This window comes from Marinobacter sp. B-21, assembly GCF_056857895.1.
The window spans coordinates 1-11,075 of record NZ_JBSXNZ010000020.1 but is presented as its reverse complement, the minus strand read 5'-3'; the positions used below and the strand labels follow the sequence as shown (position 1 = coordinate 11,075).

The window sequence follows — 11,075 nt, the reverse complement described above, 5'->3', positions numbered from 1 at the left end:
GGCAGCCAGCCTCACCGTTCCGAGCCTTGCCTCCCGATTACTTTACCCTTATGCGTCGCCCGGCAGCTTCGGTGCCGGCGGCTTAGTCCAACAGACATTTAAAGGTCATGCTGCGCACGACCATTAAATGCTTAGGTGTTACATTCGTATGAAATTCGAACATTTGGAGGTTGAATGAAAGTAGGATTTTTCTTCGGGGCAGGGGCGGAGATATCTTATGGGCTTCCAAGTGGTGGAAAATTTGCTATCGATCTCTTTCGGCAGGATGTGAGTGAGCATAAGAAAAAGTTACGTGAGCAGCTTAGGCAGATTGATCCACGAACAAATTACGCAACCAGTTGGCTTCCAGAGAACTATGCCACACAGCGGATTCATGCATTCGGTAAGAATGAGTTCACGGCATTAATTGAATCCTCTATTGAATACAGAAAAAACGAAATTATTCGAAGGCTTAATGCATTTGACGAAGAGGTCGAATACGCTCTCACGCAGTTGGGTATAGAGAAAAATACCGTTATAGAGAAGTTCAACGAACAGATGGATACGGATTTTGGTGAACATCTGTACTCAACTGCTATCAGAATGAATCCAATTCTCGCCAATGAAGTCAGGCTATTTGGAAGCGAATTTTATTCTGCAATTTTAAGTGTAATTAGCCGCGGTCAAAATTCTGCCGATCTTCAGCGATATGCAGGAGCTTTTCTTCAACTACTTGTAGGGGCTCATGGTCAACATTTAGTACAACGACTAAACCAAGAACTTTTTGAAGCTGCTCCAGATGATATTCCGATTTTCGATGATGTCACAGGCATGTTTAGGCTTGAGTTCAGCCGTGCTGGTCTGACCGCTTTGGAGCTGCTTCTTGAAAAACGTCGCGATTATGACCTTGAAGATGGGAATGTTTCTGAAATCTTATGTGCTGTTTCTCAGCAGGTATTAGAGAATATATTTACCACGGTCCTAGATTATCAATCGTTAATAGACAGCCATTTTAGATATCTTTTTTCACCCAGAACCGAATGGGCAAAATTTTCTAAAATGGTCATTTTTCTGAGAGCAACCCGAGATTATATAGTTAAGCAGTTGGATGAAATTGGAGACCTTCCAGAAAGTGGTTATTATCACGACCTTGAAAGTTGTGAGCGGCTAGGGGTTGAGATATCGGCGATTGGAACTTCGAACTATAACAATTTGGTTGAAAAGATATCGCTGGACCTCGATTTTGAAATACCTACCGTCCAGCACTTAAATGGCGGTGTGACTGATTACTATAATCCATACAAGAATTCCGTAGTTTCAGAAAGCGATCCTGATCAGGTTCCTGTAGATCAGATACACGTCCCCTTTGTGCTTACTCAGAGCGGGTTAAAGCCGTTAACGTCTGTGGATATGTCTCGTAGATATGTGGGGCTATACGACGAATATATCGCGTGTGATCGTCTAGTTGTTGTGGGCTACGGATTTAACATTGATGATAGCCACATAAACGGACTTTTCAGAAAGCTTATCGAGGAAGCCGGAAAGCCAATGGTCTGGGTTTGTTTGGACAAAGATGGTTCAGCAGAGCATCAGAAAAGAGCCTTGGTGAAGCGTTTACGTATTGCCCCTGAATACCGTGAGCTAATAAAAGTGATTCCTGTGGAACCAACGACGAGGTCAATCGGTGATGTGGGATGGTTGAAGATGGCAACGCAGGATCTTGATGAGATGTAACAAAGCATTGCACCGGACAAGCCGGTGAATGCGGCGTTATATGCAATCAGAACTGATGCAAAGATCAATCTGCGGGAATTTTTGATTATCATGACACAAACCAAAAGAATCCGAGACGACTTAGGAAGTAGGTGTTGAGCATGGAATTCGAAATATTAATTGATTGCTCTTTCTCAGAGATAAATTTAGATCAATCATTAGCCCCAGTAGATAAAAAGTTCACTACAAGCTTTCTAAATGATTTCGAGGATGGCCAGTGGAGATATTCGAAGTTTCAGAGCTTTATCTGGGATAACATTGCTGAGACTTCGCTTTCATATAAGGAAAGGGAGTCTTTGGTTAATCATTCCCTGCTTGTAGCAGCAGCGAAAAACTTACGCCTTACAGACTCTGATAAAGAAGATATTGGCCGAGGGAGCGAGCTTGCCGAAATCGTTCTTTACGGACTGATGAAGCATCACTATCAGGCACTTCCTGTTGTCCCAAAAATATTTTACAAACAGAATGCACAAGATAATGCAAAAGGTGCTGACAGCGTTCATATAGTGGTGGAGCCTAATGGTGATTTCTCAATATGGTTTGGCGAAGCCAAGTTTTATAACAATATTGAAGATGCACGACTGTCAAGCATTGTCACCTCGGTAGAAAACTCACTAAAAACAGATAAGCTAAAAAAAGAAAACTCCATAATAACAAATGTCCAGGACCTAGACGAGCTTTTAATTGATAAAGAATTAAAGGAAACACTTAAAAAGACGCTTTCTAACAAAAGCTCTATAGATGATTTAAAGCCTAGATTACACATACCCATTTTGATTATGCACGAGTGTGAAATAACCGCAAAATCGACACAGGCTGATGAGCATTACAAAAGTGAGGTTCTGTCCTTTCATTGCGATAGGGCGACAAGCTATTTCAAGAAGCAGATAAAGAAGCTTAAAGATAGCGTTCATCTATATTCCGAAATAACGTTCCACATAATTCTTTTCCCTGTTCCTAACAAAGATAAGATAGTCGATATGTTCGTGAAAAATGTCGAACACTACAAGGATCAATAAAATGGATATCTTTGAAACCTGTAGTAGCATCAGCGATCACATCAAAAGTGGAGATGATTTGTTGGCGAGAAATGAGCTAATAAAGGTTCTGCATTTTCACGAAAAGGAGGGTGTTTCCTATTCCCCTCTCGTGAATCACCTAATTCGTGAAACCGGACTTTATCCATATCTAGACCCTGAAACGTCGAGCTGGGAAGATAGGTTTGTCTATGAATCTTTTAAGGTTGACATAGGCTTTGAGTTGCCTGTCACCTTGCATAGAGAGCAGTCTCTGCTACTAAAAAAATTACTGGAAGGAAAAAGTCTAGCAGTTAGCGCGCCGACCAGTTTCGGTAAGAGCTTTGTGATAGATGCTTTTATATCAATAGGTAACCCTAAGAATATTGTTATTATTGTTCCTACAATAGCTCTTGCGGATGAGACAAGAAGAAGGCTTCAACAGAAGTTTTCTGATGACTACAAAATAATCACGACAACTGATGTTGAAATTTCTGATAAAAACATTTTTATATTTCCACAGGAAAGAGCGGTTTCTTATATCGACAAGCTAGATTCTATCGATGTTCTCGTCATCGATGAATTTTACAAAGCAAGTGCTGAGCATGATAAAGAACGTGCACCCTCGTTACTTCGAGCTATGATTCAGCTTGGAAAAATATCGAAGCAGAAATATTTTCTTGCTCCAAACATATCTACTCTTAAAGATAACCCGTTTACGAGAGATGTCGAGTTTATTCACTTAGACTTCAACACCGTATTTCTTGAAAAACACAACCTTTATGAAGAGATTGGGAATGATGTTGCCAAAAAAAGTGCGGCACTTTTGTCATTGATAAAGGATAGGAACCAAAAAACGCTTATTTACGCAGGAACTTACAGCAACATAACCCAGATATCTAACCTGATTATAGATAAGTTATCTCCTCGTAAAGGCGGAATTTTAACAGATTTTTCTAGATGGTTATCAAAGAATTACACTAGAAACTGGCCTTTAACATCAATGGTTGATCGGGGTTTTGGTGTACATAACGGGAAGCTTCATAGGTCATTAACGCAAATACAGATAAGGCTTTTCGAAATCGAGGACGGGTTAAAAGGCATTGTATCAACATCTTCTATAATCGAAGGTGTGAACACCTCCGCTGAGAACGTTGTTATCTGGCAAAACAAAAACGGAGGAAGTAAGTTAAAAGATTTTACCTATAAGAATATAATTGGCAGAGGCGGAAGGATGTTCAAGCATTTTGTCGGCAATATTTATCTGCTTGACGCCCCTCCAGACCCGACTGAATCTCAGCTAAATATAGATTTTCCAGACGATCTCTTACCAGACTTAGATGAAAATGATTTCAAACAAGATTTAACCTCAGATCAGGTTGCAAAAATAATCAGCTATAAAGAAGAAATGGCCGAGCTGCTGGGGGTCGACTCATATGAGTCTATTTCTAAGGAAAGCATATTTCAAAGCAGCAGCACCGCCACAATTCTTAAAGTCGCTAGAGAAATATCAAGTGCACCGGAAGAATGGAAAAATTTGTCCTATCTGAATTCTTCGAATCCAGATGATTGGGATTACTCACTCTATAGGCTGCTAAGGATGGTTCCGTCTGGGTGGGATGCTAGGTATACAGATATAGTTAATTTTACGAAAACAATCTCGGATGGCTGGAAACTCCCGTTTCCTCAGCTTCTGGAAAATTTGAACGACCAAAATATCAGTGTCGACAGTTTTTTTGGTCTAGAGAGGAGTATTACTTATAAGCTTTCAGCTCTGCTCAATGATGTGAATACTATACTGAAAAAAGTATCGAAAAGTACAACAGTTGATATTTCTCCCTTCATATTCAAAGTCTCACATGCATTTCTTCCCCCTGTAGTCTATCAGTTAGAAGAGTATGGTCTGCCAAGGATGATTTCCAGAAAGGTACATGATGCTAATGTTATCGACTTTGAAGATATAGATAATGATCTACACTGCATCATTAATCAGTTTCTAGATATTGGTCTTCAGGAAATCGTAGCTAATGTGCCTGATCTAGATAAGTTCGACATTTTCATTCTGAACTACTTCTATGATGGAATCACACTCAAAAGATAGGCTGAGCCAGAAAGCGTATAACAAACGCATGTTGTCGGACTGGTTTTCCGCTGCGCTCCAAACCAGCCGCAAATGCGGGTGTTATGGCGAATCCTCACAGATCTATTTTCGAACCAACATAGGACGTTGATTAATGAAATGGGCTTTTATTGACTACGAGAACATAGGAAATCTTGGCAAGGTCAATCTTTCAGAGTATGAGCGGGTGATCGTGTTCCTTGGTGCCAAGCAGCCCAAGCTGGACTTCACGGACACTAAGTATGATAAGCCGATCAACATGGTGGTAGTTCAGTTGAAAGCCACTCAGGCAAACAACCTGGATTTCCACCTTGCCTACTACCTCGGAAAATTCGACGCTCAGGCTGAGCGATCGGTGGCGTTTGAGGTGATCAGCAATGACTCGGGTTTCTCCCCATTGATTGCCCACATTAAGACAGGTGGAAGGGCGTGCAGGCAGATCAAGGTTGCCGGAGCGTCTGGTGAAACTCAGAAGCTGATCAAGAACCTGTCCTCAACGCCAAAAGAGAAGCGCCCCCAAAAGGTGACCGGCCTACGAAACCACATCGCCTCACACCTGCGGCTCCAGGGCAATGAGATGGCCATTCAGAAAGCCCTTAATCAACTGGTAAATGCCAAGTTTTTGAAGCTTTCTGATATCGGTGTTGAATACCTAGCCTGATTTTTTGACACTCAATTTGGATTTATTTCGGAGTATAAATTCTTGGACCCGGTGAGTTTGGCTTTTTCAGCATACCTGAATACTGTGCAGTCGACGGTATCGAATCATTTCAATGAAACCAGAAATCTTGAGGTTCGTCCCGTCGTTGTCGAATACGAGGGTGTTCCTGTCTCATACCAGCACCAACTATGGCGAGTGCGCCCGGAAAGTGTCTGTGCAAACTATCAACAAAACATTAGCCAGTTTTCCGAGTGTACCGTTAAGGCTTCTCGGCTGTTCAATGCGTTGTGTTCGGAATTGAAGCAGTCGTCCGCAGGCGACTGGCGGCAGGTGAAAATCCAGAATATGTACTGCAATGCTGCTGTGTCGTTCAAGCCCACAGTTGCCAGTATCGGCTCCGCACAAATGCTCTCCAGCTTGGAAGATGCCCGGCAGGCCTGCAATGCGGCGACGGTTTCGGCCATGGGTAATAGCGATCCCAGGTTAGCGCGAGAGCGGGATAAGGCTTGTGAGGTTTATCGAGAGTTAAAGGGGCAATGAGTACGCGGAAGCTTGCAATTCTGATTTCGAATCAAGAACATTCACGCCTCGAAAATATTTCCTAGTAAAACGCAACGTGTCTAATTAAAGGAGTTTTAACACGTGACTGAAGTAGATAATAAAGACTCAGATACACAAGGCGGTGGGTTCCTGGCTGGCCTCATTAACTTTGTTTTTCTTTTTGCGTTGGTTTTCGTGATTCTCTGGAATTGGGACGGCTTTTGGCAGAGTGACATTGGCCCCCTCACCAGGGTTCAGCAATCGGTTTTTCCTGTGAAGTATAACGAGGAGCAGCTAAAGGTCTCTCGTGTTCAGAATAACAATCAGATTATCGAGCAAATAGAAAGTCGGGTAGATAGGTACGAGGCAGAGATGGTCGAGGCGCAAAACGAAGCCGCTGAAGCGCGAGAGCAACTGGCTGACGTTCTGAAACACGAAAACCAAAAATGTCGATACTATGATACCGCTCTGAGGATGATCGATCTGTTGACCCGGAAGTACTCCGAGGATGAGCTTAAGCGGACCCTGAGCTGCACCAGTCCTGAGTGTGAAGAAATCCTGATGTCCAAGCATCAAGCTTACGAAGTCTGTACTTGATTGCGAAAACCGGGACAGATCTATTAATGCGGTTATTTGGGTAAGCTGGCCCGCTTTTCTGGAGACATTCCCTTTTCCCACTCAGATTCATCGCCCGGCGCTGGCAAAAACCGCCCAAACTCGATCATCTGGGTGGCCGGAATGTCCTGCAGATAGATCCAGACATCTTCAGCTGAGATGTCCACGATTTGGGCGATTTCTTCAAGCATCTGGCTCATCAGGGCCTGTTTGATCTCAATGCTTCTGCCCTCCCGCACCAGACCGTGCACATACACCTGAGGCGCTGTGTTCACTCTGCCTCCCACAAAGTGGTCGCCCTCATTGGCCGCAGAAAACAGAACCTGGGCAAAAAACCTGGGAGCGCCGGTTTGGGCGTTGTGGGCCGCTGTTATGGCCTCGGCGATCTGTGATTTCTGCTGCGGCGACAGAGACAGGTTCGCGACCGTGACGGTGTAAGTGGGCATGGGAAGCTCCTGCCATGGGTTGTACGTTTGCATTGGATCTCGCCACTATCGGAGCGAGGCGGGTTTGTTTCACTATAGCAACGCTTTTCTGCCGGGCCCCGGCGATTTACGCTGCCGATCACGGTGGGGCGATTGCAGGTGAGTGAAGAGGGTGTGGTTGGTGAGATTATTGAACTGCCGGTTAGATCCTGAAGCAATGGGCTATCCTGAGACTCTCGACCTTAAAGCATACGAGCCAAAAAATGATCGAAACGCCCCTGGAATTTCAGAGCGATGGTACAACCTGTCGCGGTGTTCTCTATACGCCGGATGCCGACACTAAAGGTTTACCGTGCGTCGTCATGGCCCATGGTTTTGGGCTGACTCATGCCAGTGGTCTGGCACCATTTAAAGAAGCCTTCTGCAATGCGGGTTATGCGGTGTTTGCCTTTGACTACCGCCATTTCGGTGACAGTGATGGTCAGCCACGGCAGACGCTGAGTCCTCGGAAGGAAGTGGCAGATTGGCTGGCGGCACTGACTTTTGCGCGGCAGCTCGATCGTGTGGATGGCAGCCGCATTTGCCTGTGGGGAACGTCGTTTTCTGGCGGGCTGGTGATTGCCGCCGCGGCAAAGGATGGAAACGTGCAATGCACCATCTCCCAATGCCCGATGATGGATGGTTTGGCGTCTTTGCTGGGGGTTGTCGGTTATGCCGGTCTCATGCAGGCGATGCGCCTGACCTGGCACGGAACGGTCGACTGGCTTCGTCGTGGGCTGGGCATGTCTCCCCGGTATATTGCGTCGGCCGGTCGCCCCGGCGAGTTGGGCATGATGACCGCTGAGGACTGCCACGAGGGGTATGTTCCCTTGCTGGCCGATAACGCGTCGAATTACGTTGCAGCGGGCGTGAGCTATGCCATTCCCCTTTTCCGGCCCATCCGTTTGGCCAGTAAAGTCGCCTGCCCGGCACTGGTGTTGATCTGCGACCACGATACCGTCGCCCCGGCGAGTGCTGCAGCCAAAGCGGCCCAGAGAATGCCGAACGCGGAAGTGAAGCACTATCCGGTGGGTCATTTTGATGTCTATCGGGGCGAAGCTCTGGATCGGTCCATCGAAGATCAGCTGAATTTCCTGGCCCGGTTTTTACGGTGACAGCGAAAACCGGGGCAGAGCTATTTTGGATGGGGTTAAGGGCATAGAATTGGCGAATGGTATCGACTGGGTGCGGATGTGCACCCAGATAACAACCGCGGCGACAGGCCCTCACTATGAATGTGGATAAAGCAAAAAAGCGTATTGCGAAGCAGGTTAAGAGGGGCTTTCACGGCTATCCGTTGGTTTCGCTGGAGTACTTTGGTAAAGCGCACTCTGGCAAAGCGCCCGATTCAGCCAGCGAGGTTGTGATTTCTTACACTGAGGAAGAGGGCGCGGAACCCCAGAAGCAAACGTTCGCAAGCGGCGGTGATGCCAGGGAAGATGAAACCATTCAATCCACACTCCTCAAAATCATTGAACGGGCGGATGCAAAAACGGTTACTGAGATCGACGGTATTTCTACTCTCCCTTCTTAAACTTCGCTACTACGTCAATCGTCACGCTATTTCCCGCCTGTATGTCGGAAAAGCCTAAAAGCAGGCTGATTCGCCAGCGCCGGCGAAACCAGCCAATTCACACTTAAGGACATTGAGCTCTGAAGGGAACACAGGTCAATGGCCGGTAGACAGCTTTGGCAGCCTCACGTGGAAAAAGGATTTGATGTTGGCTTTCAGTGACGCCGCCATCTGCGCGATGTGCTCACTACGCTGTTGCTTTGCAAGCTGGGTGTAGTAATTGATGTCGATAGAGCCGTCTTCGTTCAGTTTCGGAGTTTGGTAACTCATGATGCTGTGTCCTCGTTTGATAAGTGAGTCATTTCGATAGGGAGCATATTAATGAGTATGGGGCTGTTGAAAAAGCGATCCTTTTTCATCAGACTCATGAATTAATCTCACCAGTCGAGCGAAGTTATGCGCCACCTGCCACCCCTGAATGCGCTCCGGGTATTTGAGTCAGCCGCAAGACATCGCAGCTTTGCCGCCGCTGGCAAGGAACTTTTCGTGACGTCATCTGCGGTTAGTCATCAGGTGAAGACACTTGAAGAATATTTGGGGCTTTCACTATTTGACCGAAGCAGGCGAACGGTGACGTTGACCCCTGAAGGCGAGCAATACCTGACATCTGTCAGGCACGCGTTCGATGAGATTGAGATGGCCACCCAGCGCCTGACTGAGAACCAGGAATCCAACGTGGTCAAGATCAGCGTTGCCCCGAACTTCCTCACCCGCTGGCTGATGCCGCGCATGGCGCGATTCCAGGCCTTATACCCGGATATTGAACTGGAAATTAACGCCTCCATGGGGCTGCTGGATTTCGATCGCACCAGTACCGACATGGCGGTCTATTTCGGGAGTGGTGAATGGGACGACATCGAAGTGCATTTTCTGCGCAGAGTAATGTTGGTGCCGGTGTGTAGCCCGCAGCTATTGGAAGGTGAGTTACCGCTCGAAAAGCCTGAAGACCTGGCTAAACACACTCTGATCTATGTCAGCAAACGGAAGTGGGAGTGGGAGAACTGGCTGCAACAGTCGGGCGTTGATTTTATATCCGCCCGGGGCAGCCTGCAGATGTCCAGTGGGCAACTGGCCACGGCGGCGGCCCAGGAGGGCTTGGGAGTTGCGCTGGCTGATAGCACCCTGACGTCCCGTGAGATTAAATCGGGTAAGTTGGTGGTGCCGTTCGACATCCAGCTCGATACGAATCGGGCTTTCTATCTGGTCTACCGCAAACAACGTCCGCTGACCGTCGGGATGAAAGCCTTCAAGGAGTGGCTGATGAGCGAGATGTAGGGAAAAATTGTCCAGCGAAAACCGGGACAGATTTATTTTCCGATTTATTTTCCCAGTGATTTTGAGTGCTACCTGGCGAACCTCCAGAACGGAAAATAGATCTGTCCCGGTTGTCCCCGGTTGTCCCGAATGATGCTGTGCGTTGGCATCTATGCACCTATTTAGGTACACTGGTTTTCGCCAAGGAAGGGGTTATATGACAAGGAAAACGGTTAACGTCGTATTCTACAGAACCGCCAATGGCCGAGAGCCGGTCAAAGAGTGGTTGCTGAAGCTAGGTAAGGATGATCGTTCAGTGATCGGGACCGACCTGAAGACGGTCGAGTATGGTTGGCCACTGGGCATGCCTCTGGTAAGGGGCTTCTCTGGCAAAGCCAATTCAGACTTGTGGGAAGTCCGCAGTGATCTATCAGGCGGTCGGATTGCACGAGTCATATTCACGATGTTTCGCGGCGATATGGTGTTGTTAAACGGGTTTATCAAGAAGACTCAAAAAACACCGGATCAAGAGTTGGCAAAGGCTAGAGACCGAAAGAGGAATCTTGTCTGAATGGGAGCAAGAAAATGACACAGCACAAACACGTTGGCAGCTCTCTCGATGATCTGCTTGAAGCTGACGGCACACTTGATCAAATAGAAGCTGAGGCGCTGAAGCGGGTAATAGTCTGGCAGATTCAGCAGGCAATGGGGCAGACCGGTGTGAACAAGTCTCAACTTGCCCAGAAAATGCATACCAGCCGCACAGTGGTCAACCGCCTTCTTGATGAGAAGGACACTGGTGTGACCATCACAACGCTTGTCAAAGCTGGGCGGGCTCTGGGTATGACCTGGACTTTGCAGGCTGGTGAGGATAATGGATCTCCTCGCGCTGCGTGAAGGGAAAGTCGAGACAAATTGCAAAATCGGGACAGATTTATTTTCTAACCCGAACATTTCATAAACACCCCAAGCAGCAGCCACGAAATTTTCTCGGTTAGCCCATTACGCCCAGATATGAGAATTATTAGTAGTATGCGCGCCAATGTCGCTCTGATGTCATCCAGTCACCGGCCTTAAGTGT

Annotated in this window: 13 protein-coding genes; 11 read left to right on the top strand and 2 right to left on the bottom strand. The window is 46.8% G+C overall.

What is annotated here, in order from left to right:
• Positions 1-174: 174 nt before the first annotated feature.
• The 6 genes from AC13C0_RS00500 (at position 175) to AC13C0_RS00475 (ending at position 6,685) form a co-directional block, all read left to right on the top strand.
• Positions 175-1,713: a hypothetical protein gene (locus AC13C0_RS00500; RefSeq protein ID WP_482953740.1), complete on the top strand. Its 1,539-nt coding sequence runs from the start codon at positions 175-177 to the stop codon at positions 1,711-1,713.
• Between the two features lie 140 nt (positions 1,714-1,853).
• Positions 1,854-2,771 carry a HamA C-terminal domain-containing protein gene (locus tag AC13C0_RS00495; protein WP_482953739.1) on the top strand — a complete coding sequence of 306 codons (918 nt, stop codon included), beginning with the start codon at positions 1,854-1,856 and terminating at the stop codon, positions 2,769-2,771.
• A gap of 1 nt (position 2,772) precedes the next feature.
• A complete protein-coding gene (locus AC13C0_RS00490; RefSeq protein ID WP_482953738.1) occupies positions 2,773-4,869 on the top strand; it encodes a DEAD/DEAH box helicase in 2,097 nt (698 codons plus the stop codon).
• A 133-nt stretch (positions 4,870-5,002) separates the two neighbouring features.
• Positions 5,003-5,548: a PIN domain-containing protein gene (locus AC13C0_RS00485; protein ID WP_482953737.1), complete on the top strand. Its 546-nt coding sequence runs from the start codon at positions 5,003-5,005 to the stop codon at positions 5,546-5,548.
• 51 nt (positions 5,549-5,599) lie between these two features.
• Entirely contained in the window at positions 5,600-6,088 is a 489-nt protein-coding gene (locus AC13C0_RS00480) for a hypothetical protein (protein ID WP_482953741.1), read from the top strand.
• A 102-nt stretch (positions 6,089-6,190) separates the two neighbouring features.
• Positions 6,191-6,685, top strand: coding sequence for a hypothetical protein (locus AC13C0_RS00475; protein WP_482953736.1), 495 nt, complete (start codon positions 6,191-6,193; stop codon positions 6,683-6,685).
• Between the two features lie 32 nt (positions 6,686-6,717).
• Here AC13C0_RS00475 and AC13C0_RS00470 read toward each other — a convergent pair whose 3' ends face one another.
• Entirely contained in the window at positions 6,718-7,149 is a 432-nt protein-coding gene (locus AC13C0_RS00470) for a tautomerase family protein (RefSeq protein WP_482953735.1), read from the bottom strand.
• A gap of 242 nt (positions 7,150-7,391) precedes the next feature.
• On the opposite strand from AC13C0_RS00470, the gene AC13C0_RS00465 reads away from it, so the two are divergent.
• Both AC13C0_RS00465 and AC13C0_RS00460 read left to right on the top strand, forming a co-directional pair.
• Positions 7,392-8,282, top strand: coding sequence for an alpha/beta fold hydrolase (locus AC13C0_RS00465; protein WP_482953734.1), 891 nt, complete (start codon positions 7,392-7,394; stop codon positions 8,280-8,282).
• Positions 8,283-8,398: 116 nt separating this feature from the next.
• The gene (locus AC13C0_RS00460) at positions 8,399-8,701 is read left to right on the top strand and encodes a hypothetical protein (protein WP_482953733.1); all 303 of its coding nucleotides are present in this window, start codon (positions 8,399-8,401) and stop codon (positions 8,699-8,701) included.
• Positions 8,702-8,836: 135 nt separating this feature from the next.
• Here the strand turns inward: AC13C0_RS00460 and AC13C0_RS00455 are convergent, their stop codons facing one another.
• Positions 8,837-9,010, bottom strand: coding sequence for an RSP_7527 family protein (locus AC13C0_RS00455; RefSeq protein WP_482953732.1), 174 nt, complete (start codon positions 9,008-9,010; stop codon positions 8,837-8,839).
• A 126-nt stretch (positions 9,011-9,136) separates the two neighbouring features.
• Between AC13C0_RS00455 and gcvA the strand changes: the two genes are divergently transcribed.
• The 3 genes from gcvA to AC13C0_RS00440 all read left to right on the top strand — a co-directional run bounded on the left by gcvA (position 9,137) and on the right by AC13C0_RS00440 (position 10,891).
• Positions 9,137-10,015 carry a transcriptional regulator GcvA gene (gene gcvA / locus AC13C0_RS00450; protein ID WP_104270658.1) on the top strand — a complete coding sequence of 293 codons (879 nt, stop codon included), beginning with the start codon at positions 9,137-9,139 and terminating at the stop codon, positions 10,013-10,015.
• A gap of 196 nt (positions 10,016-10,211) precedes the next feature.
• Positions 10,212-10,565, top strand: coding sequence for a type II toxin-antitoxin system RelE/ParE family toxin (locus tag AC13C0_RS00445; RefSeq protein ID WP_482953731.1), 354 nt, complete (start codon positions 10,212-10,214; stop codon positions 10,563-10,565).
• A 14-nt stretch (positions 10,566-10,579) separates the two neighbouring features.
• The gene (locus tag AC13C0_RS00440; protein WP_482953730.1) at positions 10,580-10,891 is read left to right on the top strand and encodes a helix-turn-helix domain-containing protein; all 312 of its coding nucleotides are present in this window, start codon (positions 10,580-10,582) and stop codon (positions 10,889-10,891) included.
• The last annotated feature ends 184 nt before the right edge of the window (positions 10,892-11,075 follow it).

What these genes read in the sequence shown, in the direction of transcription:
- AC13C0_RS00455 (WP_482953732.1), bottom strand. Translation starts at nt 9,010, where the DNA reads ATGAGTTACCAAACTCCGAAACTGAACGAAGACGGCTCTATCGACATC.
- AC13C0_RS00495 (WP_482953739.1), top strand. Translation starts at nt 1,854, where the DNA reads ATGGAATTCGAAATATTAATTGATTGCTCTTTCTCAGAGATAAATTTA.
- AC13C0_RS00465 (WP_482953734.1), top strand. Translation starts at nt 7,392, where the DNA reads ATGATCGAAACGCCCCTGGAATTTCAGAGCGATGGTACAACCTGTCGC.
- AC13C0_RS00445 (WP_482953731.1), top strand. Translation starts at nt 10,212, where the DNA reads ATGACAAGGAAAACGGTTAACGTCGTATTCTACAGAACCGCCAATGGC.
- AC13C0_RS00460 (WP_482953733.1), top strand. Translation starts at nt 8,399, where the DNA reads ATGAATGTGGATAAAGCAAAAAAGCGTATTGCGAAGCAGGTTAAGAGG.
- gcvA (WP_104270658.1), top strand. Translation starts at nt 9,137, where the DNA reads ATGCGCCACCTGCCACCCCTGAATGCGCTCCGGGTATTTGAGTCAGCC.
- AC13C0_RS00490 (WP_482953738.1), top strand. Translation starts at nt 2,773, where the DNA reads ATGGATATCTTTGAAACCTGTAGTAGCATCAGCGATCACATCAAAAGT.
- AC13C0_RS00470 (WP_482953735.1), bottom strand. Translation starts at nt 7,149, where the DNA reads ATGCCCACTTACACCGTCACGGTCGCGAACCTGTCTCTGTCGCCGCAG.
- AC13C0_RS00485 (WP_482953737.1), top strand. Translation starts at nt 5,003, where the DNA reads ATGAAATGGGCTTTTATTGACTACGAGAACATAGGAAATCTTGGCAAG.
- AC13C0_RS00440 (WP_482953730.1), top strand. Translation starts at nt 10,580, where the DNA reads ATGACACAGCACAAACACGTTGGCAGCTCTCTCGATGATCTGCTTGAA.
- AC13C0_RS00500 (WP_482953740.1), top strand. Translation starts at nt 175, where the DNA reads ATGAAAGTAGGATTTTTCTTCGGGGCAGGGGCGGAGATATCTTATGGG.